Raw genomic sequence first — 20,454 nt, forward strand, 5'->3', positions numbered from 1 at the left:
GGGGGAATCAGTAGGCGGACTCACCGGCCAGGATCTCGGCCAGAAAAGCGTCCGGTGGCGGCCGGTCCAGCCGGTCGCGCACCCAGCGGCGCACCCGGTCGCGGGTCTGCCGTGATTCCGCGATGTCGGCCCCGATCACTACCGACGTGGCGGCCCAGTTGTGGTCCCATGCCGAGGTCTGGGTCATGGCGCGCCGTTGCGCGTCGACGAGTGCGACCGTGGCCCGGCCGCCGGCATCCAGCGCGCCGGTGCCGCTGACCTCACCGGAGCGCACTCGGACCGGCACGTCGGTGGCCGGCTATGCTCCGATGAGGGCGGCCCGCACGACGGCGACAACGGCGGACCCGGCCGGTCCGCCGGGCTCGATCGTCCAGTCGACGGTGTCTTCGGCCGCATCGAATATTGCCGGTGGTACTCCGCCCCAGTTGATCGACGCCACGCCACGGCCGATCGACGCCGCGCCGCGCGGGCCTTGCCCGGCGCCGGCGGCCAGCGCATAGTCGTCGCGCCGTCCCGTCTGCATCGTCACCGCGACCGATGAATCATCAATTGCGGCAGAAAGTTCCGTCCAACCGGCGCCGTCCGCGCCCACCTCGTCGGCAAGGTGAGCCCCGGCCCGCACCAGTGCGCGAATGCGTGCATCACCGGTCCGGACATGTGCGGTCAGGGCGCCGGCGTGCGGCGCCAGCAGTTCGGCGACGTCCGAATCCAGGGTGTCGTCGGTGAAGAAGCCCTGTGCCCCGACCGTCAGCAGTGCGACCTCGACGTCGAGCAGCGCCCGGTCCAGCCCGGCGATGTCGTCGCGTTGACTGGCCGGCCACCAGCGCCGCAGCCAATGGCCGACGGCCAGGCGTCGCAGGCCGGCCGCGGAGCCCGGGATGAGGTCGACGCCGCGGAGGTCGACGTCACCCGCCGGGTGCTCGGCCACCGCCGAGAGCACCGCGACGTGTCCGGATTCGCCGACCACACGCCAAAGCCAGTCGGCGCGCGCCGCGTCGGTGAAGGTGATGCGGGTGGCCGCCTCCCAGCGCGGGTCATCAATGACCCAGGACAGCACCGCCCCACTGACTTCCAGCACCGCAATCAGTGGCGACGCCGGGAGTTGCTCGTCGGGGCCGGTGGCACCGGTGCTCCACAATCCTGACTCCGCCACCAGTTTCATCCGGCCACCTGCAGTTCCAGCATCGACTTGATCCGCTGCCGATGGTCGAGGCTCACCGAACGCGCGACACCGTCGAGTAGCGACCGCGCGTCGTCGACGTCTGCGCAGGGCTCCTGCCAGACATCGCGCCCGTGCAGCCGTGCCCAAAGCCGGCTCAGGTAGGGCTGGGAGTAGGCGGCCAGGTCGTCGACCACCTGACGTTGTCGTGGATGAATCGGCCCGCCGTCGGCAAGGTAGCGGCGGGCGTGCAGCACGTAGGCCTCTTTGCGCAGCCGCGACTGAATCTGCGCGGCCAATGCGTAGCGGTTGGTCATGGTTCGGTCCAAGGGGGCCAGTTCGACGGCGACTTCGATCCCGGCCACCAGGGTTGCCTGCTTGTCCTCGCCGAGCAGGCCCCACGGCGCGCAGGCCCGGTCGACTTCCTCCTCACACAGTAAGGGGATGTCTGGCAACGCATCTCGGTCCAGGGCGCGGCGGAGGGTGGCACGCACCCGATCCACCACGGTCCGGTCCAGGGGACGGTCGCTGGGGGAGCCGGCATTGACGGTGGGTGGTTGTTGTGGCGCAACCGAACTCAAGCCCAGTGCGACTATCGACCAGGGCAGCTCGCCAGATTCGACGCGCGCCAGTGCGCCGAGGTCGTATGCGGTGGTGGAGCCGGCCAGCATCGACCAGGCGCGCTGGCGTGCGATGACGGCACCGTGGTTGGGGGCGGGGCCCAGCGCCGTGCCCAGTGCGGTCCGGAACGCATCGATCGCCGCGCGGCAGGCCGAATCCGGTGCCCGCACGTCGCGCCAGCTTCGACTGAGTTGATCGGTAAGCGCGGCCACCACTTCCGGACTTGCCAGATATTCATGCAACACCTCGATCGCGGTGCGGTCGCGCCCCTGATGGATCTCGTGCAGCACCGTGGCCGGGGTTTCACGATCATCGGCCGCGGGCGGGCCCTTGGTGATCGCCAGCTCGAAGCACACCGGGAAGTACAACCCCTGGGCGTTTCCGCTGCGGATCCGCAGCTTGCGCCGCTCGGCTTTGAGCACATCGAACCATGCTGCTGCAGAGCATAATTGGACAGCGCTGCCAAGGATCGCGTCGTGCATCAACGTCGCGGTGGCCGGATCGACGACGGGCGCTGAATACTGGGGATTCGACCGCAACCGCAGCACCAGTGGATCGATGATGCGCTTGACGGTGCGACTCAACGGACCGCCGTCATCGCTGCTGGGCAGTTCGACCCCGGGGCCGATCGCGCGCCACGCCTGATCGATCACCGCGCGGCGGGGACTGCTCACCGCTACGGTCGTCGTCAACTGTGGATCCGCGCACATGTCAACAGGATAGGGGCATTGACGCGGATACTGATATTCCCAAAGTTGGGTTCGGTAGCCGATTGTCCCCGCGAGGCTGGCGCTATGAGCAAACCCAAGATGCTGGCCATCGGCGCCGAAGTTGCGCTGATCGCAACCACCCTGTGGTACCTGGTGATGCGCGACTTCCGGATCGCACTGGCCGGGATCGGGCTTGCTCTGGCCACGGTGAGTCTCATCGGCCACGCCAGCTACGCGGCACGACGGATGCCGGGGGTCGCTCGGATGGTCGGAGTGGGTACGGTGCGCACGGTCGAGGGCGGCGAGGCCGAACCTGGCGACGGTGAGCGCCAGATCTGGATCGAAGTGGCCAGCGTGCAGGGCGACACCTTCATCGGCCGACTAGGGCGTGTCTGCTTAATGTGAATGGTGTTTTGGCTGATGCTGTTTGGGTGATGCGGACGCATGCGATTTCTGATGATTTGTGGTCGCTGATCGTGGCGGTGTTGCCTGCGGGGCGGCGGCGTGGCCGGCCGTGGAACGATCATCGACGTACTCTGGAGGGCATTATCTGGCGTTACCGTACGGGATCTCCGTGGCGTGACCTGCCCGAGCACTTCGGTCCCTGGCAATCGGTGGCCGAGAGGCATCTACGCTGGTCGGTCGATGGCATCTACGCGCGGATCTTCGCGGCGATCGCCTCTGACCTCGACGCCGAGGACGCCGACCTGGGCGCACTGTTGTCGGTCGATTCGACCAGTGTGCGCGCCCACCGACACGCAGCCGGAGCGCGCTCCGGGCGCCGCACAGGGGGATCTGTCGAATTACAAGAAATATCTCGATGAGCCCGATGACCACGCCATTGGGCGTTCCCGCGGCGGGCTGACTACCAAGATCCACGCCTTGACCGACCAGCTGTGCAGTCCGGTCACCCTGGCACTGTCGGCCGGTCAAGCCGGTGATAATCCGATGCTTTGGCCATTGCTGGCCGCCCGGTGCAGCAACTCATACGCCCCGTTTCGCCTGCTGGCGGACAAGGCGTACTCCTATGACTCGACGCGGGCACAGCTGCGCCGGCTCAAGATCGCCCATACCATCCCCGAGCGCAGCGACCAGATCACCCGCCGCAAAGCCAAAGGCCGCAACAGAGGACGGCCTCCGGGGTTCTCAGGCCGAATCTACAAGCACCGTAACACCGTCGAGCGAAGCTTCAACCGGCTCAAACACTGGCGCGCGGTCGCCACCTGCTACGACAAATACGCCCTGACCTACCTCGGCGGTGTCACCCTGGCCGCCATCATCACCTACCACCGCGTCCGCAATTAGCAGACAGGACCTAGTGCAGGACGACGCGGAACCAGACACGGCGACATTGCGCCCCGGACTGGTGGTGTTGGTGGCGTTTGATCCCGCTGACCGCCAACAGCTTTCGCTGCCCGATGACGTATTGGCCGTTCGCGCCAGGGGTCTGGCCATCGGTTGACCATCAGCGTGCCCCGTCGACGGCGAAACTGACGACCGCACCCCAATACAACGGGCTGGCGCTGGCCTCGCCGTCGCGCCAGCGTCGCATTTGGGCGCGCTGCCAGCGATTTACGGCGCACCCGGCTTCGTCGGCCTCGTGGGCCGAGTCGATTGCGGCGACGATCTCGGTCATTGGGTCGGTGATCGGGTCTGCCGGATCGCCGTCCTCGGCGACGAACTGCCGATAAGCCGCGGTGGTGGGAAGCGACCACAGGGTGGCGGTCACCAGCTGCGCCCCGCCCAGGATGGTCGCCGCCACCAGTCCGGTTGCCTCATCGAATTGGTAGTCGCCGCCGGAGGCACAGGCCAGCAGCGCCACCCGCGGTGGCATCGACATCCGCAGCGCCATCAGATCCGAGGCGGTCAGCGGCCGGTGGTCGCCGATCGCGGGGGCATCCCCGGGTATTGCGGCACCACACGCCAGATGCAGCGCCGCATGGTCGGCATGTCCACCCTCGCTATCGGCCGAACTGGCATGCCCGACGTACAAGAGCCGACTTGGTTGTTGCATCAGCAATTTCGATAGCCAGTCCCGGTCGGCATCCCTGCGGCGGAACAGCTCACTGGGCGAGTCGACCGCCGGCAACACGGGGCGCCGTCGCATCAGTTCGGCAAAATGCCTGGCGAGCGGGGTTTCCTCCGACGGCCTGCCCAGCACCGATCCCAGTGCCGAGTCGGGCCGCTGGCCGGGCACGCGCGGGTCGAGTAGGAGTATCGGCGGGCCGTCTTTGCGGGCGGCCCATCGGGCCGGCACGCGCGCGGAGTGCACGATGTTCTGGGGCACCGCCAGAAGGATGTCGACCAACTCCATGAGCCGGTAGCCATCGGTGTATTCGGTGATGTCGGCAAGCTGCCAAGGGATCCGGACGGCCGCTCGGCCGCTGGCGGCGATCGCCTCCTGGCGAGCCCGCACCAACTCTTCCCGGGTGGGCCCCGCGGTCGGCAGCGCCAGCAGCCCCCAGGGCACCCGCGCCAGCCGGGCGCTGGGCGAGATGAACAGCACCGGCCGCGGCGATGCCGCGCACTCGGTCAGCAGTTGCCATCCGGGCGTGCCGATCAGCAGTACCCCCAGGATGAACGCGACCGTCAATTCGCTGTCCCGCGTTGCGAATGGGCCCCGGCAAAGTGCGCGTTCGATGGCCTCGCGCCGGTCCTCGTTGCCGTGGGGCTCGGGTAGTGCGTCGGTCAGTTCGGCCAAGGCCGCCAGCAGGATCGGCTCGTCCACCACCCAGTTGACGGTTCTGGATGGTTGGCCGACCACGCGCAGACTTGCGTAGGTGGTGATCCCGACGTCGGCGTAACGCAGCACTAGAGTGGGGCGGTCCGAGTCGTTCATGGCCAGGTGGACCAGACGGGCTCGGCGGACGTGACGGCACGACCGTAGCGTTGCAGCGCCAGCGCGCGATAGTGGCTCAGGATCGGCGGGGCGTCCGGTTGCATCTGCAAGGGCGGCAAGGGGCCCAGGCGTGTCAACGAGTTCACCCCCTGCCGTGACGTCCCTGCTGCGGCGGCGGCCGGTTCATCGGTGTCGACGAACGCCGGCGCGGTGGCGGTCGATGCCCACTCGCCCATGGCTTCGCGTGGCGGCGCGGGGCTAAAGGTTCCTCGGGCGCTGTGGTATTCGACCAGTTCACTGATCAGCTCGGTATTTTCCCACTCCCAGGCGACGGCGAACGCGCCGGCCAGAATCGGGGCCGAGACATGGCTTGCCCAGCGTGATCTCGCGTCAGCGTCAGCGATCGAATAGCGAACCGAGTCGACGGCGAGCGCCGCGGGAACCTTGAGTTCGGCGGCCTGTTCCAGCTTGCTCATCGCGCGCCAGTACCCCTCGGTGCCGATCTCACCGTGCAGCAGGCCGATTGACTCGGCTTGGCGGGCTTCGGTCTGCTGCAGTGTCTCCTCCGGATCGCCTGAGCCGTCGAACCCCAAGTCCGCCAGCGCGTCTGCCCGCCACACCGTGCCCAGATGACTGTCGAGTTGGGCGTACTGAAGCCAGCTGCTGCGAGGCGATGAGTCGAGCAGTTCCCGCGCCTGCGCGATCATCTCCACGGCTTGCGCGAAGCGGCCCCAAAAGATGGCTATCCAGCTGCGTTGCAGCAGAATGCGGTGCAGGTACAGGGGCCTTCCCAGGTCACGCCAATGCTTTTCGGCGTTCGCCCAGCATTGGTCGGCGGCCTCGAGCGCACCGCTGGCCAGTCGGGTAAGGCCAAGGTAGAGCCAGCAGCGGGCGACATCGTGTGCGCGCGCGTAGCGGGAGATGATCGGCTGCGCTTCAGAGACCAGCTGCTCGGTGGCCGCGTGGTCGCCGACCACCCAGTGCGCCGCCGCTCGTTCTAATTGTGTTCTGGCGAAGGCTAATTCCCATCCCCTGGCCTGCGCGCGGGCCCCGGCGCGTCGCAGCCACGGTTCCGCCTCCGACAATCTTCCTGTCTCGACGCAGAACCTGCCGTATGCGGTGGCCCCGTACACCCAAAGGTGATCGGAGTACTCGGCGTCGGAACCGGTGTCCGGCCGGTTCAGCGCTTCGAGTACGGATTCCCAATTCGGCACCGCGTGGGTGTGTAGATCGTCGTCCCACAACGCGCTTGCGCACAGAATCCGGGCGTGGGTGAGCAGGAGCCGGTGCTCACCGGCGACGTCGGGGAACTCCGCGCCGGCTGAGTCGGCCAGCGCGGTGAGTTGCTGCGCGGCGCCTTCGTGATCGCCCTCGGCCGCGCACAGGCCGATCTGCAGCAGTGCGGCGCGCCGGGAATAGCGGCAGATGAGGTGCCTGACTTCGGTGTCCGACAGCTGTATCTGGGCGGCCGCCTCCGGCAGGGTGCCGTCGAGAATCTTCGAGTAGATGGCCAAGCAGTCACGAATGCGCCGGACGCACTCGCGCACGCCCTCGGTCGCGCCGCGGGCCAGGTAGATCTCGCCCAGCTGCGCGAATGCCTGCAGTGCGAGGTCATCGCGATCGGCTTGTTCGATTTGCGGCAGCAGCGAGATCAGCAGCTCCCGGGCCGCGTCCTCGTCCGCGGCCAACGCCAGGCGCCGGGCGTGTTCGAGATCGCCGGAGATCGACACGGCTGCATCATAAGTCCGTTTTGACCGCGACAGACCGGACCGGTGGACAAGGGATGCTTGCCCACCGGCCGGCGCCCCCTGCATCAGCCGCACGTCACCTTGATGCTGAAGTCCTTGGTGATCATTCCGGCCATCGGGTTCTTCATGTCGGCACCTTGCACCTGGCCGGTGATGGTGTAGGTCTTGCCCTCCACCGCAACCTTGGCCGAGCCGACCTTGGCGCCCATGTTGTCGGTGACAGACAATGCGTTGCCGTCCACCACAAGCGCCAGCGACTCGACTCGCGGAGTGGCCTCATCGGTCATCACCACCGCCAGTGCCTGCTGGCCGCCGGCGGAGCCACTACCGATGTCGATCTTGCCGCCCTGCTTGACGCAGGTCACCGAGGCGGGGTCCAGGCCAGGAAGATTCGTGCCGCCCACCCGGACCTGCGTTCCGCCACCGCCGGTGGAGACACTTGATGCCGGGCTGGCTGAGTGGCCGCCGCTGGAGCAGCCCACCAGCGCCGATGCGCAGCCAATGGTTCCAATCGCAGCCGCGATAAAACGTTTCACTGGATTTCCTTCCATCATGCGCCGCCCTGGTGGCGCCGTCATGGGAGTAAGTACAGAACGCCCGGGTTGCTACCGATCCCAACTATTTGGCTCGACCGCCGTGGTGGTGGAGTGTGTGACTGTGATTGAGATTCAGACCGTAGACGCCGTCCAAGTGCTCACCCTCTCGTCCGGGCGGGTCAACGCCCTCGATGTCGAGCTGCTGACCGAGTTGACCGATGCGCTGCGCGAACTGGGCTCCTCACCCGGTGGCGCGCTGGTGCTCACCGGCGCCGGACGAGTGTTCTCTGCCGGGGTCGATCTGAACCGGGTGGTGCAGGGCGGGACCAGCTATACGGATCGGCTGATTCCGGCGTTATCGGACGCGTTTGACGCGATGTTCGGCTACCCGGGCCCTACCGTGGCCGCGATCAACGGTGCCGCCATCGCGGGCGGGTGTGTGATGGCATGCGCCTGCGACCGCCGACTGATCGGCGCCAAAGCCGCGATCGGTGCCTCTGAGGTGCTTGTCGGGGTGGCGTTTCCGGTGGTCGCGCTGGGGGTCATGCGCTACGCGTGCGGCGATCGCGCCGAGGAGGTGCTGCTCGGTGGTCGCAGCTATCGGGGAATCGAGGCCGTCTCCCGCGGGCCGTGATGCATCAAGTCAAGATGCCTGCGAAACCTGGTTCATGCATCAGGTAAGGAATGCCCGCGAAATCGGGGTCAGGTGGTGGTCTTGCTTTTGATGCGGATGCCGGCTTTGAGGGCGGGTAGAGCGGCGGGTATGGCGGCGAGGTAGAGCTGTTCGGTCTTGTCTTTGGCGAGTCTGAGCAGGGCGGCTTGCAGGTCGGCGATCTGGTGGGCGATCGCGGCGGGGTTGAGGCTGTTGCGGTAGGTGAGCAGCTCTGTTTGTTGGGCCGCTGAGAGGACTCCGGCGGCCAGCGGCCGGTCCAGGGGTCTGGGGCTTGTCGTAGAGCCGGCGGCGGTGACCGTCGCGGCTGCAGCCGTAGCTGATGGGTTTGATGGTGGGGGTCAGGTAGTTGAGCCGGTCGTTGACCAGGTGCCACAGCCGGTTGAGCACGGCGCGTTCTTCGTCGGTGTCGTAGCGGTAGTAGAACCCGTAGCGACGCACGAGGTGGTTGTTTTTGGACTCGATGGTGGCCTGGTCGTTCTTCTTGTAGGGCCGTGAGCGGGTGAAGAAGATCTCCATGTCCGCGGCCCACTTGATGACCGCCTTATTGAGGAATTCGGTGCCGTTGTCGAAGTCCAAACCCGTTACCTTATAGGGATTTTAGTAATTCCGGTTTTGAGGGCGCCCAGGATGTGGGGGTGGGCGTTGTTGCGCACCGTGCGGGTGAACACCCAGCCGATGTGCATGTCGGTGAGGTTGACCGTGCGGGCGAACTCACCTTTCAGTGTCGGGCCGCAGTGCGCCACGGTGTCGCCTTCGAAGAACCCCGGAGATTCTTCGGCCTCATCGCCTGCTTTGCAGATGGTGATCGAGGACCGCAGCAGCGGGGAGGGTTTCGTCGTCGACACACCCGAGATCTGGTCGCGGGCCTTGGCGCCGCGCAGGTAGCGGTCGATCGTGGCGCTGCTCATCGCCAACAGCTCGGCACGCACCGCCGGGCCGTAACGGTCACGGCCGTCCACCAGTTCGCCGTGGCGTTCTAGAGCATCCAACTGAAGTGCCATGGAAGCGGCCAGGTACCGGCCGCACTGCCCGCCTGAGGCCGCCCACACCTTCTGCAACACCTTGAGCGCATCCTAGGAGTACTTCGGATTGCGTTGCCGGCGAGTCCGTTTGGCGACCTGCCGACCCGCTCCCGGCGGCGCGGCCGCCGCCCTCAACCGCCGCCGGGCGTTGTCACGCGACCAGCCGGTGACCGCCACCACCTGATCCAGAATCTGCCCCTTGTCCGCCTTCGGCGCCCCACATACCCCCTGGCGAACTTCGCGGTGATCTCGGCCCGAGACGACATCGACAGCCCACTTCCCATGCCTGCTGAGGATCGACCGTTTCGCGGGCATTTTTACGTGATCCACCGAGGACGCTTCACGGGCATTTTCGTGATGCTTGCCGCGGACTTGCCCATGAGGTGGTCGCCGAGTATCTTCTGGGTGTCGCCACGGCGCAGGCGTCGGAGCTTGGCGATATCCCGGCCGACGCCTACCGCCACACCAAGGCACAGCTGCGGGCTCCGGCTCAGGCACGGATGCGCGACGGTGGCGATATCGAGCGTGAAGTCCGTCAGATCTGGGGTTCGGCGCAGGCCCAGCAGCGCATCGCCGGCTATCTGGAGCGGCTGCGGCGGCGCTGACCGATAGCGCGGATGCGGCAGGGGGGAGGAACTATTCCTCGACCGTCACCCCACGCCGGACGCGCCGGCGCCGGTGTGAGGTCTTGCCGGTCGGGCGACGATTTCGCAGCCCACCGTGAGCGGTCGCATCCTCGCCCTGCGCCTCGGGTTCTGCGGTCTCTTCGGCCGCTTCGGCTACTTCAGCCTCTTCGGCCTCGACAGGCTCTTCGCCGTCGGACGCCTCGTCGGCTTCCTCGGCCTCGTCGGCCTCGTCGACGTCATCGCCTTCGCCGCCCTTCTTGCGGCGGCGGCGCTGCTTGGGTTCTTTCACCTTGATCGGTTTGGGCGGTGGCGGCGGCAATTCCGCGACAAACGACAGGTAGAACGCGAAGAAGCCGAGTACTGCAATGGCGGCAGCGGCCCCGTAGATCCCGAACAGCCATTGCCCCACCGAGTCCAGGCTGAGCCAGATCTCGCTGATGGCGGTCCCGATAATCAGCACCCCGGCCAGCACGTGCGCCACGATCGACCAGGTCCGAATCGATAGCGCCAGCGCAGGGGTGCCAAGTTCCGGCTTGCGGGTACGCAGCAGGGTGAACACCACCGGCAGCGCGGCCAGGCCGAACAGGGCGCCCGCGGTGATCCGGAGCCCGGTCCCCAGCGAGTGGGCGGTATCGCCCATCAATTCGGGCCAACGGGGCAGAACGAAGAAGAAGTAGAGGACGCCTGCGCCGATCGAAAACGACGCGTGCCACAGCATGGCAACCTTGCGCCCCATACCCCTCCTCGTACTGTGAGCCGGAGCCAGTCAAGCTGACCAGCCCACACTGTCCGCCCGCGCCTCGGCGCGGGCGCGACCATTGCGGAGGATGCGGGATTTGAACCCGCGAGGGCTATTAACCCAACCCGCGTTCCAGGCGAGCGCCATAGGCCACTAGGCGAATCCTCCGCCGATATGGTAGCCGCTGTCTCGGCGCCCGTGTTCCGCGGCCGCCGACGAATGTCTCCGCGGAGGTATTAGACTCGCGGCAGGACCCCGCGCGGCGTCTATCCTGTGAACTCCCCCAGGGCCGGAAGGCAGCAAGGGTCAATGGGCTCTGTCGGGTGCGCGGGGTCCCCCTTTGTCCGGGGCGGCCCACCAGGTGCCAACCAGCAAGAACTGGCCTGCAACCGCTCACGACCTGAATGTTTGATCCACGGTTTTCGACGGTGAAAGGGCCGCATGGTCTCGTTCGATTCGCTCAGCCCTGAAGAGCTAACCGCTTTGCATGTCCGCCACGAGCAGGACTACGCAAACCTGCGCGGTAAAGGCCTGTCCCTGGATCTCACCCGAGGCAAGCCGTCTTCTGAGCAGCTGGACCTGTCCAATCAACTGCTGAGCCTGCCCGGTGGCCAGTACTACCGCGACCCCGAGGGCCTCGACACCCGCAACTATGGCGGCCTGCATGGCCTGCCGGCGCTGCGCGCCATCTTCGGCGAGTTGCTCGGCATCCCGGTCCAGAACTTGATCGCGGGCAACAACTCCAGCCTGGAGCTGATGCACGACGTGACCGCGTTCTCGATGCTTTATGGCGGGGTCGACTCGCCCCGGCCTTGGGTAAAGGAGCCGGACGGCATCAAGTTCCTGTGCCCCGTTCCCGGCTATGACCGCCATTTCGCCATCACCGAAACGATGGGCGTGGAGATGATCCCCGTCCCGATGCTCGAGGACGGCCCCGACGTCGATCTGATCGAGGAACTGGTCGCCGTCGACCCTACGATCAAGGGCATGTGGACCGTACCGGTGTTCGGCAACCCCACCGGTGTCACGTATTCCTGGGAAACGGTGCGCCGGCTGGTGCAGATGCAGACGGCGGCACCGGACTTCCGCTTGTTCTGGGACAACGCCTACATGGTGCACACCCTCACGCCGGACTTCATCCGGCAGGTTGACGTGCTGGGGCTGGCGGCCAAGGCCGGCAATCCGCACCGGCCCTACGTTTTCGCATCCACGTCGAAGATCACCTTCGCCGGCGGCGGCGTCAGCTTCTTCGGCGGGTCGTTGGGCAACATCGCGTGGTATCTGCAGTACGCCGGAAAGAAGTCGATCGGTCCGGACAAGGTCAACCAGCTGCGGCACCTGCGGTTTTTCGGAGACGCCGACGGCGTACGCCTGCATATGCGCCGCCACCAGCAGATATTGGCGCCCAAGTTTGCGGTGGCGCTCGAGATCCTCGATCAGCGGCTCAGCGATTCCAAGATCGCGTCGTGGACCGAGCCCAAGGGCGGGTATTTCATCAGCCTCGATGTGATGCCGGGGACCGCGCGCCGCACTGTGGCGTTGGCCAAGGACGCCGGGATTGCCGTGACCGAGGCGGGCGCGTCGTTCCCGTATCGCAAGGATCCCGAGGACAAGAACATCCGGATCGCGCCGTCTTTCCCGTCGCTGCCCGATCTGAGCGACGCGGTCGATGGTCTGGCGACCTGTGCCTTGCTCGCCGGCACCGAGGCCTTGCTGGCCCGCCCGTAGTTCCTGCTCGGACCAGTGGATTCCGCAATAGTCCGCCAGCCTGAGTAGCCTGCTGACCGTGGCTCTCTACCGCAAATATCGTCCGGCGACCTTCGCGGAGGTGGTGGGGCAGGAGCATGTCACCGAACCGCTGTCGATCGCCCTGGAGGCCGGCCGGATCAACCATGCGTACCTGTTCTCCGGGCCGCGCGGCTGCGGCAAGACGTCGTCGGCGCGCATCCTGGCGCGGTCCTTGAACTGCGCGCAGGGCCCCACGGCCACGCCGTGTGGAACCTGCGAGTCCTGCCAGGCCTTGGCGCCCAGCGCGCCCGGCAGCATCGACGTGGTCGAACTCGACGCGGCCAGTCACGGCGGTGTGGACGACACCCGGGAATTGCGGGATCGCGCGTTCTACGCGCCCGCGCAGTCGCGGTACCGCGTGTTCATCATCGACGAGGCGCACATGGTGACCACCGCCGGTTTCAACGCGCTGCTCAAGATCGTCGAAGAGCCCCCCGAACACCTCATCTTCATCTTCGCCACCACGGAACCGGAGAAGGTGCTGCCCACCATCCGGTCGCGCACCCACCACTACCCGTTCCGCCTGCTGCCGCCGCGCACCATGCGAGGTCTGATCGAGCGGATTTGTGAGCAGGAGGGCGTGGTCGTTGACGAGGCGGTGTATCCGCTGGTGACTCGCGCCGGCGGTGGTTCCCCGCGTGACACGCTTTCGGTGCTGGACCAGCTGGTGGCCGGGGCGCAGAGCAACCATGTGACCTACCAGCGAGCACTGGGACTGCTGGGGGCCACCGACGTCGCGCTGATCGACGACGCCGTGGATGCGCTTGGCGCCGGGGATGCCGCGGCGCTGTTCGGGGCGGTCGAATCGGTGATCGACGCCGGGCACGATCCTCGTCGTTTCGCCACCGACCTGCTGGAGCGATTCCGCGATCTCATCGTGCTCCAAGCGGTTCCCGACGCCGTGTCTCGTGGGGTTGTGGACGGCCCCGAAGATGTGCTGGATCGGATGCGGGAGCAGGCGGCGCACCTCGGGTCGGCGACGCTGACTCGCTACGCCGAGGTCGTACAGGCCGGGCTGGGCGAGATGCGCGGCGCGACGGCACCCCGGCTGCTGCTGGAGGTGGTGTGTGCCCGGCTGCTGCTGCCCTCGGCCAGCGACGCCGAATCGGCGCTGTTGCAGCGCATCGAGCGGATCGAGACCCGGCTAGCCATGTCGATACCGGCCGGCGCGGGAGCCACCTCGGCCCCAGCGCCGGAAGCGCCGGCCGCGCCGCGGGCGACGACCTCCGCCCGAGCGGAGGCCAAAGAGATGGTCAGGCAAAGCATGCGCCGGCCGGCACCGCCAGAGCCCAAGTCCGCGCCAGAGCCGCCGCCGGCTCCCGAACCCCGATCGGCTCCCGAACCCCGGCGGGCGCCCGAACCCCGGCCGGCTCCGGTTCCCGAACCGGTCGCGGCTCCCGGGGAGCTCAATGCCGCCGCGGTTCGCAGCATGTGGCCGACCGTGCGCGAGAAGGTGCGCCAGCGCAGCCGCACCACCGAGGTGATGCTCGCCGCTGCCACCGTTCGTGCGCTCGAAGACAACACGCTGGTGCTGACCCACGACTCGGCGCCGCTGGCCCGGCGGCTGTCCGAGCAGCGCAACGCCGACGTCATCGCCGAGGCGCTCAGAGATGCGTTGGGAGTCAACTGGCGGGTGCGCTGCGAGGTGGGCGCCGCGGAGCCCGCCGCAACCCCGACGCCGGCCAAGGCCGCGGCTCCGGCGGCGGATCCCGTTGCCGTCGATTCCGCCCGGCGTGAGGAAGAGGAAAGCCTGCTGGCCGAAGCCGGCCGCAGCGACCCGTCAGAGCCGCGCCGCGACCCCGAGGAAGTGGCGCTCGAACTGCTGCGCAATGAGTTGGGTGCCCGTCGCATCGACAACGCCTGACCGCGTGGTGTCGCGACCGGTGGGCACGCTGATGCCTATTTCCGGCGGCGACGAAGCAGCAGCAGGCCTACCAGGATGCCCACCACAAACATGGCGCTCAGCAGCAGCCACATGGGCGACTCGACGGTGACCCACAGCAAGTGCATTCGCGAGCGCTCGCGGTTCTGGGCGATGAAGATCGTCGTCAACGCGATGAGGATCAGCGCGCCCCAGTGTCGTACCGCAAACCTTCCGGCTCGGCGCCCAATCGAACTTGCAGCGGTATCGTCCGGCGACATGGCGATCTCCTCCTAGGCTGTCCACCACGGCCGCAGTGGCAGGTCATCTTCGCCCCAGGTGTCGACGTTGGCGGCGAGCACGTGATGCAGCTGCAGGTTGTTGCGCTCAAATGCCACTCGCGAGGCCGCCATGTACAGGCCCCATACCTTGGCGATGGGCAGTCCGACTTCGGCTACCGCCGCGTCCCAGTGCTCGACGAGGTTGTGGCACCAGTCGCGCAGCGTCAACGCGTAGTGCTGCCGCAGGTTCTCCTCGTGCAGCACCTCGAAGCCGACTTCCTGGATCTCGGTGATGATGCGTCCGGAGCCGGTCAGCTCCCCGTCCGGGAAGACGTAGCGGTCGGTGAACCCGCCGGCAAAGGACGTCGACTTGTTGTCGTGGCGGGTGATGCAGTGGTTGAGTAGCAGGCCGCCGGTGCGCAACTTGGACTTGAGGAAGCCGAAATAGGCGGGATAGTTCCGCACGCCGATGTGCTCGGTCATGCCGATCGACGAGACGGCATCAAACCCGGTCTCCACCACGTCCCGGTAGTCGCAGTGGCGCACCTCGGCCAGCTGCGCCAACCCCTCGTCGGAGATCTTCTGTTGTGCCCACGTGGCCTGCTCGGCCGACAGCGTGGCGCCGATGACCCGGACCCCGTGGCGCGCGGCGTAGCGCACCATCCCGCCCCAGCCGCACCCGACGTCGAGTAAGCGATCGCCCGGCTGCAGCCGCAGCTTCTCGAAGACCAACCGGTACTTGTTCTCCTGAGCCTCTTCCAGGGTTGCCTTTTCATTCGGATAGACCGCGCAGGTATAGGTCATCGACGGCCCGAGCACCCACTCGTAGAAGGTGTTCGAGACGTCGTAGTGGTGGTGGATGGCCTCGGCGTCACGGGTTTTGCTGTGCAGGACACCCTCGGCCATCCGGCGCCACCGCGGCGGCGTCTCCTGCGGCGGCGGCGCGATCGGCAACAGATGCTCCACCCCGATCGAGCGCACCACGTTGGCCAGCACCCGCGCTGACGGCCGTTTGAACTCGACCCGGTCGGTCAACGCTTTGAGCAGCTCATACGGATCGCCGGGATGCACACCGTGGGGCTGTAGGTCCCCCGATACGTAGGCCCGGGCGAGGCCGAGTTCCCCCGGCGCCGTCGCCAGGTAGGTGGTGCCGCGGGGGGAGGTGAGCTCCAACCCCATTTCCGCGTCGTTGCAACCGGCGGTGCTGCCGTCATACGCGCTGAACTTCAGTGGCTGGCCGCCGGTCGCGGTGAAGATCGCCAGGACCTCGGCAATACTCAGTCTGCCGCCGTTGGCATTCGGGGGCTGGTTGGCTTCTTTCGTTGCAGTCATCGTCGTTGCACCGCCTTTGCGTAGAGATCGAGCAGACGCGAATCTGGATCGTAGGTTTTTTTCACCGTTTTGTACGACTCCCCGCCGTACAACTCATCGAACTCTTCTCGGGTGTAGTAACTGTCGGAGTAGAGCGACTTGTGTCCGTTGAGCTCGCTCACCTTTGTCTCTATCTCCCGGTTGGTTGCCCCCTCGGTGGCGCCGGCCGGCACCGAGGACCAGAAGCCGATATTGACGTAGCTGTGGTCCGGCCGGATCGGATACAGCGGCCAGCCGTCATTGTCACGAAGCCGTAAGGGGCACAGCCAAATCGGTGCGATGGGTACCGTTTCCAAAAACCATGTCACGAAGTCCTGGGTGCGCTCGATGGGAACCTCGACATCCTGCACCACTCGCTCTCGCGGGGGGCGCCCGTGGCGCTTCTCGATCCTGTCGGCGATTCCAAAGCGCTGGTCGAGTTCCACCAGCTTCCAGTAGGCGCTGCTGCGCCGGTACCGCCGCGGCCACCAGCGCCGCAGCGTCGGGTTCTGCGCGCCGAACGCACGCGAGCACCAGAACCAGTCGGTGTCCCAGCGCCAGAAGTAGTCGTGGATGGTCAGGCGGTCCGCTTTGACGCCGCTCTCGTGCTGGATCGACCGGTAGTAGATGTCTTTTCCGGTGTAATCGCTGACCGGGCCCGGCGTTGCGGTCCGCACACCGACACACAGGTAGCTTTCGTCGGCGCTGAAGACCACGCCTTCCAGGTAGTCCACCGCCATCCCGTCCAGGCCCCCGGTATCGACAATGCGCTCCATCGCCGCGACCAGTGCCCGCAAGGTGTCGAATCGGATGTGCTGCAACGCCACAAAGGGCTTGACCGGCTCCAGCAGGATCTTGAGCCGAGTCGAATAGCCCAGCGTGCCATAGGAATTAGGGAAGGCTCGATACAGATCGGCGTGCCGGTCAGCCGATACCGTCAGCAATTCGCCCGCGCCGGTGAGGATGTCCATTTCGAGCACCGACTCGTGCGGCAGGCCATTGCGAAACGATGCCGACTCGATACCCAAGCCGGTGACTGCGCCGCCGAGCGTAATGGTCTTCAACTGCGGAACCACCAGTGGCGACAGACCGTGCGGCAGCGTGGCTGCGACCAGGTCCTCATATGTGCACATGCCGGCCACGTCGGCGGTGCGGGCGTCGGGATCGATGCTGATGACACCGGTCAACCCGGAGGTGTCCAGACCCCGAACATCGCGTTTGGCGCGGGCGCGGAACAGGTTTGAAGTGGGTTTGGCCAACCGGACCGTTGCGGTCGTGGGAATGGATCGATAGCTAGCCAGCAATCGCTCTACGCCCGATGTGTGGGCGGACAGTCCAGATCCAGTACCAGGCACCACATATATCGTAGTCATCGACCACAGCCCCTGCATCCGTGTGTGGGCTGCACCGCGATTCATGACAGAGGAGTTGCGCCTGATGGGACAGGTGAGCGCAGCCAGCACGATCTTGATCAATGCTGAGCCTGCGGCCGCTCTTGCCGCAGTGGCCGATTATCAGAACGTTCGTCCGAAAATTCTTTCCCCGCAATACAGCGAGTACCAGGTGCTCGAAGGGGGTCAGGGACAGGGCACCGTCGCAAAGTGGCGACTGCAGGCGACCAAGTCGCGCGTCCGTGACGTGCAGGTCGGCGTGGATGTCGCAGGCCACACGGTGATCGAAAAGGATGCGAACTCATCCATGATCATCAACTGGACGGTGGCTCCGGCGGGGCCGGGCTGCAGCGTGACCGTCAAGACCACCTGGAACGGCGCCGGTGGGGTCAAGGGCTTCTTCGAGAAGACGTTTGCCCCGCTGGGTTTAAAGAAGATCCAGGGTGAAGTGCTGGCCAACCTCAAGTCCGAGCTGGAAAGCTAGCGCGCCTGGCCCTGGCTGGCCAGAAAGCCCGCGACCCCGCGGACCAGCGCGTTGGCGTACTTCTGCCGCCCTTCGGGGGACTCCATCAGCGCCGAGTCCGCGGGGTTCTTCATGTTGCCCAGCTCGACCAGGATCGACGGGTACTGGGCCAGGTTCAGCCCCGCTAGATCCGAACGCCCGTACAAGCCGTCCTGCCCGATGTAGTTGGCCGGCGGAATACCCGAGGCCCGCAACTGGTCGCGCATGACCCGCGCGAACTGCACCGAGGGACCGGCCTGTGCCGCGTTCAGCGGCGGGGACGAGTAGTTGACGTGAAAGCCGCGGCCGGTGGCCGGGCCGCCGTCGCCGTGCAGGCTGACGACCGCGTTGGGATGTAACGCGTTGGCTGTGTTGGCGCGTTCGTCGATGCACGGACCCAGCGCGTTGTCGTTGCCGCGGGAGAGCGCCGTTCGTACGCCCAGCGCGTTCAGCGCGGCGCGCAGTCGCAGGGCGGTGTCCCAGGTGAACGTGTGCTCCGGGTAACCGCTGTTGCTCGATGTCCCGCTGGCCTGGCAGTCCTTGGTGCCGCCCCGGCCGGTGGGGACCTGACGCCCGATCGATGCGTCGTTGGCGCCGTTGTGCCCAGGGTCGATGAAAACGACCATGCCGGCGATGTTGGAAGGGGCTGCGGCCGCCGTTGGAAGCAGGGGTGTCAACGCCGCTACGAGCGTCCCGATGACCATGGCGATCCCGACACGCGGGCTGACTCCTACGTCCACTGCGCAACGGTAACGCCGCGCCGTCTAGGCTGGATGTTTCAAATCGCCATACAACCGCAGGCGAAACCAACTCGAGACCAAGATGCTAGGGGACTGTCATGCAACCCGGCGGCGACATGTCGGCACTGCTCGCTCAAGCACAGCAGATGCAGCAGAAGCTACTGGAAGCCCAGCAACAGCTGGCCAATTCCGAGGTACACGGTCAAGCCGGTGGCGGCTTGGTCCAGGTCGCTGTCAGGGGCAGCGGCGAACTGGTCGGGGTCACGATCGACCCCAAGGTGGTCGACCGTGACGACATAGAGACGCTGCAGGACCTGATCGTTGGTGCCATGCGCGATGCGTCTCAGCAGGTGACCAAGATGGCGCAGGAGCGCCTGGGTGCGCTGGCCGGCGCGATGCGCCCGCCCGGTGCGCCCGGTGCCCCAGGAGCGCCGGGAATGCCGCCACGGCCGGGTGCGCCGGGAATGCCAGGTATGCCGGGTGCCCCGGGCGCACCGGGTATGCCAGGCATGCCGGGTGCCCCGGGGGTCTGACCGGCCCCGGCATGTTCGAGGGACCCGTTCAGGATCTGATCGACGAGCTCGGCAAGCTGCCGGGCATCGGCCCCAAGAGTGCCCAGCGCATCGCGTTTTACCTCTTGTCGGTTGAGCCGCCGGACATCGACCGGCTGACCGCCGTGCTGGCCAAGGTCCGGGACGGGGTGCGCTTCTGCGCCGTGTGCGGGAACGTCTCGGATGACGAGCGTTGCCGCATTTGCTCGGACCCGCGCCGGGACGGGTCCCTGGTCTGCGTCGTCGAAGAGCCCAAAGATATCCAGGCCGTCGAGCGAACCCGCGAATACCGCGGTCGCTATCACGTGCTGGGCGGGGCGCTCGATCCGCTTTCCGGGATCGGTCCCGAGCAGCTGCGAATCCGCGAGTTGCTGACTCGCATCGGTGATCGGGTCGACGGCGTCGATATCACCGAGGTGATCATCGCCACCGACCCCAATACCGAGGGCGAGGCGACGGCCACCTACCTGGTGCGGATGCTGCGCGACATCCCCGGCCTGACCGTCACCCGGATCGCGTCGGGGCTGCCGATGGGTGGTGACCTGGAGTTCGCCGACGAACTCACCCTGGGCCGCGCGCTGACCGGCCGCCGCGCGATGGTCTGAGTTCGGCGGGCGGCGCTAGCGCGCCGACAACCGCTCTCGGCGCAACAATTCCACTTCCGGTAGCTCCAGCGGCGCCAGCGCTCCGACCACCTTGCTCAGCAGCAGGTCGGCCAGCTCGGGGTTGCGGGCCAGACACGGCCCGTGCATGTAGGTCGCGACCACGCTGCCCTGGACGACGCCGTCAAAGCCATCGCTCGCCCGGTTGCCCGCGCCCTTGACCACCGCACCCAACGGCGATGCCGCTGGGCCCAGAACGGTACCTCCGCGGTGATTTTCGAAACCCGTGAGCCGCTGGGTCAACCCGGGCAGCAATGGCTTGCTGATCAGCTCACCGATGGTGCGGGTCGATTGCGGAGAGGTGGTCGCATCGAGCAGGCCGACACCGTCGACACGTTCGCCCGATGAGGTTTCATACCAATGCCCGAGTACCTGGACAGCCGCACAGATCGCCAGCACGGGTGCGCCCCGGCCGGCCGCGCGCTGCAGTCCCGGGTGCTGCAGCAGGTGCCGGGTGGCCAATCGCTGCGCGTAATCTTCCGCGCCGCCGAGCGTGTACAGGTCCAAGGAATCCGGTACCGGGTCGGAAAGGGTGATCTCGACGATCTCGGCGGGGATGGCCCGCCGGCGTAGCCGTTGGCGCAGCACGACGGCGTTGCCGCCGTCACCGTAGGTACCCATCACGTCGGGCAACACCAGGCCGATCCGGACCACA

The 20,454-nt window shown here is 66.7% G+C and carries 22 protein-coding genes, 1 tRNA gene, 1 other RNA gene and 2 pseudogenes; 11 read left to right on the top strand and 15 right to left on the bottom strand.

Features of this window, described 5'->3' with window-relative positions; genetic code table 11:
• Positions 1 to 7: 7 nt before the first annotated feature.
• Both G6N41_RS04435 and G6N41_RS04440 read right to left on the bottom strand, forming a co-directional pair.
• A pseudogene (locus G6N41_RS04435) lies at positions 8 to 1,162 on the bottom strand (hypothetical protein).
• On the bottom strand, positions 1,159 to 2,490 hold the full coding sequence (locus G6N41_RS04440; RefSeq protein ID WP_198966712.1) for a hypothetical protein: 1,332 nt from the start codon (positions 2,488 to 2,490) through the stop codon (positions 1,159 to 1,161). Before G6N41_RS04440 ends, G6N41_RS04435 begins: the two are co-directional and overlap by 4 nt.
• Positions 2,491 to 2,574: 84 nt before the next feature.
• On the opposite strand from G6N41_RS04440, the gene G6N41_RS04445 reads away from it, so the two are divergent.
• The 3 genes and pseudogenes from G6N41_RS04445 to G6N41_RS04455 all read left to right on the top strand — a co-directional run bounded on the left by G6N41_RS04445 (position 2,575) and on the right by G6N41_RS04455 (position 3,952).
• Positions 2,575 to 2,895 (top strand): hypothetical protein, encoded by a 321-nt coding sequence (locus tag G6N41_RS04445; RefSeq protein WP_231608819.1) that lies wholly within the window; start codon positions 2,575 to 2,577, stop codon positions 2,893 to 2,895.
• A gap of 26 nt (positions 2,896 to 2,921) precedes the next feature.
• Positions 2,922 to 3,795: pseudogene (locus tag G6N41_RS04450) on the top strand (IS5 family transposase).
• Positions 3,749 to 3,952 carry a hypothetical protein gene (locus G6N41_RS04455; RefSeq protein WP_198968088.1) on the top strand — a complete coding sequence of 68 codons (204 nt, stop codon included), beginning with the start codon at positions 3,749 to 3,751 and terminating at the stop codon, positions 3,950 to 3,952. The pseudogene G6N41_RS04450 and the gene G6N41_RS04455 overlap by 47 nt, the downstream one beginning before the upstream one ends.
• A gap of 3 nt (positions 3,953 to 3,955) precedes the next feature.
• Here the strand turns inward: G6N41_RS04455 and G6N41_RS04460 are convergent, their stop codons facing one another.
• The 3 genes from G6N41_RS04460 to G6N41_RS04470 form a co-directional block, all read right to left on the bottom strand.
• On the bottom strand, positions 3,956 to 5,329 hold the full coding sequence (locus G6N41_RS04460; RefSeq protein ID WP_198966713.1) for a CHAT domain-containing protein: 1,374 nt from the start codon (positions 5,327 to 5,329) through the stop codon (positions 3,956 to 3,958).
• A complete protein-coding gene (locus G6N41_RS04465; protein WP_198966714.1) occupies positions 5,326 to 7,059 on the bottom strand; it encodes a hypothetical protein in 1,734 nt (577 codons plus the stop codon). Before G6N41_RS04465 ends, G6N41_RS04460 begins: the two co-directional genes overlap by 4 nt.
• A gap of 83 nt (positions 7,060 to 7,142) precedes the next feature.
• Positions 7,143 to 7,580, bottom strand: a complete 438-nt coding sequence (locus tag G6N41_RS04470) for a lipoprotein LpqH (RefSeq protein WP_198967717.1) — start codon at positions 7,578 to 7,580, stop codon at positions 7,143 to 7,145.
• A 154-nt stretch (positions 7,581 to 7,734) separates the two neighbouring features.
• On the opposite strand from G6N41_RS04470, the gene G6N41_RS04475 reads away from it, so the two are divergent.
• Positions 7,735 to 8,247: an enoyl-CoA hydratase/isomerase family protein gene (locus G6N41_RS04475; RefSeq protein ID WP_231608820.1), complete on the top strand. Its 513-nt coding sequence runs from the start codon at positions 7,735 to 7,737 to the stop codon at positions 8,245 to 8,247.
• Between the two features lie 39 nt (positions 8,248 to 8,286).
• Here the strand turns inward: G6N41_RS04475 and G6N41_RS27990 are convergent, their stop codons facing one another.
• The 3 genes from G6N41_RS27990 to G6N41_RS04490 form a co-directional block, all read right to left on the bottom strand.
• Entirely contained in the window at positions 8,287 to 8,862 is a 576-nt protein-coding gene (locus G6N41_RS27990; protein ID WP_231608534.1) for a hypothetical protein, read from the bottom strand.
• A 5-nt stretch (positions 8,863 to 8,867) separates the two neighbouring features.
• Positions 8,868 to 9,287: a hypothetical protein gene (locus G6N41_RS04485; protein WP_198913147.1), complete on the bottom strand. Its 420-nt coding sequence runs from the start codon at positions 9,285 to 9,287 to the stop codon at positions 8,868 to 8,870.
• Positions 9,288 to 9,359: 72 nt separating this feature from the next.
• Complete coding sequence (locus G6N41_RS04490; RefSeq protein ID WP_198968089.1) at positions 9,360 to 9,623, bottom strand: hypothetical protein; 264 nt, start codon at positions 9,621 to 9,623, stop codon at positions 9,360 to 9,362.
• Between the two features lie 68 nt (positions 9,624 to 9,691).
• Between G6N41_RS04490 and G6N41_RS04495 the strand changes: the two genes are divergently transcribed.
• Positions 9,692 to 9,913, top strand: coding sequence for a hypothetical protein (locus tag G6N41_RS04495; RefSeq protein WP_231608821.1), 222 nt, complete (start codon positions 9,692 to 9,694; stop codon positions 9,911 to 9,913).
• Between the two features lie 31 nt (positions 9,914 to 9,944).
• On the opposite strand, the gene G6N41_RS04500 is transcribed toward G6N41_RS04495, so the two are convergent.
• Complete coding sequence (locus G6N41_RS04500) at positions 9,945 to 10,670, bottom strand: hypothetical protein (RefSeq protein ID WP_198966715.1); 726 nt, start codon at positions 10,668 to 10,670, stop codon at positions 9,945 to 9,947.
• Positions 10,671 to 10,755: 85 nt separating this feature from the next.
• Positions 10,756 to 10,841: transfer RNA gene (locus G6N41_RS04505), tRNA-Ser, on the bottom strand.
• A 78-nt stretch (positions 10,842 to 10,919) separates the two neighbouring features.
• Here G6N41_RS04505 and ffs point away from each other — a divergent pair.
• The 3 genes from ffs (at position 10,920) to G6N41_RS04520 (ending at position 14,325) form a co-directional block, all read left to right on the top strand.
• Positions 10,920 to 11,016, top strand: an RNA gene (ffs, locus tag G6N41_RS04510) — signal recognition particle sRNA small type.
• 98 nt (positions 11,017 to 11,114) lie between these two features.
• Entirely contained in the window at positions 11,115 to 12,401 is a 1,287-nt protein-coding gene (locus tag G6N41_RS04515) for an aminotransferase class I/II-fold pyridoxal phosphate-dependent enzyme (RefSeq protein WP_198966716.1), read from the top strand.
• 58 nt (positions 12,402 to 12,459) lie between these two features.
• Entirely contained in the window at positions 12,460 to 14,325 is a 1,866-nt protein-coding gene (locus G6N41_RS04520; protein WP_036456751.1) for a DNA polymerase III subunits gamma/tau, read from the top strand.
• 35 nt (positions 14,326 to 14,360) lie between these two features.
• Here G6N41_RS04520 and G6N41_RS04525 read toward each other — a convergent pair whose 3' ends face one another.
• The 3 genes from G6N41_RS04525 to G6N41_RS04535 are packed head-to-tail and all read right to left on the bottom strand — an operon-like array spanning position 14,361 to position 17,326.
• A complete protein-coding gene (locus tag G6N41_RS04525) occupies positions 14,361 to 14,603 on the bottom strand; it encodes a LapA family protein (protein WP_020730961.1) in 243 nt (80 codons plus the stop codon).
• Positions 14,604 to 14,615: 12 nt separating this feature from the next.
• Positions 14,616 to 15,935 (bottom strand): class I SAM-dependent methyltransferase, encoded by a 1,320-nt coding sequence (locus tag G6N41_RS04530; protein ID WP_020730960.1) that lies wholly within the window; start codon positions 15,933 to 15,935, stop codon positions 14,616 to 14,618.
• The gene (locus G6N41_RS04535; RefSeq protein WP_198967718.1) at positions 15,932 to 17,326 is read right to left on the bottom strand and encodes an FAD-binding oxidoreductase; all 1,395 of its coding nucleotides are present in this window, start codon (positions 17,324 to 17,326) and stop codon (positions 15,932 to 15,934) included. The genes G6N41_RS04530 and G6N41_RS04535 overlap by 4 nt, the downstream gene beginning before the upstream one ends.
• A 64-nt stretch (positions 17,327 to 17,390) precedes the next feature.
• Between G6N41_RS04535 and G6N41_RS04540 the strand changes: the two genes are divergently transcribed.
• Positions 17,391 to 17,828 carry an SRPBCC family protein gene (locus G6N41_RS04540; protein ID WP_020730958.1) on the top strand — a complete coding sequence of 146 codons (438 nt, stop codon included), beginning with the start codon at positions 17,391 to 17,393 and terminating at the stop codon, positions 17,826 to 17,828.
• Here G6N41_RS04540 and G6N41_RS04545 read toward each other — a convergent pair.
• Complete coding sequence (locus G6N41_RS04545) at positions 17,825 to 18,586, bottom strand: Rv3717 family N-acetylmuramoyl-L-alanine amidase (RefSeq protein WP_181005661.1); 762 nt, start codon at positions 18,584 to 18,586, stop codon at positions 17,825 to 17,827. The genes G6N41_RS04540 and G6N41_RS04545 overlap by 4 nt on opposite strands.
• 98 nt (positions 18,587 to 18,684) lie before the next feature.
• Here G6N41_RS04545 and G6N41_RS04550 point away from each other — a divergent pair, with 98 nt between their 5' ends.
• Positions 18,685 to 19,119: a YbaB/EbfC family nucleoid-associated protein gene (locus G6N41_RS04550; protein ID WP_198966717.1), complete on the top strand. Its 435-nt coding sequence runs from the start codon at positions 18,685 to 18,687 to the stop codon at positions 19,117 to 19,119.
• An 11-nt stretch (positions 19,120 to 19,130) separates the two neighbouring features.
• Positions 19,131 to 19,742, top strand: coding sequence for a recombination mediator RecR (gene recR / locus G6N41_RS04555; protein WP_198966718.1), 612 nt, complete (start codon positions 19,131 to 19,133; stop codon positions 19,740 to 19,742).
• Positions 19,743 to 19,757: 15 nt separating this feature from the next.
• Here the strand turns inward: recR and G6N41_RS04560 are convergent, their stop codons facing one another.
• A complete protein-coding gene (locus G6N41_RS04560) occupies positions 19,758 to 20,453 on the bottom strand; it encodes a type 1 glutamine amidotransferase (protein WP_198967719.1) in 696 nt (231 codons plus the stop codon).
• Position 20,454: the final 1 nt, after the last annotated feature.

The sequence above is a fragment of the Mycobacterium shottsii genome (assembly GCF_010728525.1).
In the GTDB taxonomy this organism is placed as follows: Bacteria; Actinomycetota; Actinomycetes; order Mycobacteriales; family Mycobacteriaceae; genus Mycobacterium; species Mycobacterium marinum.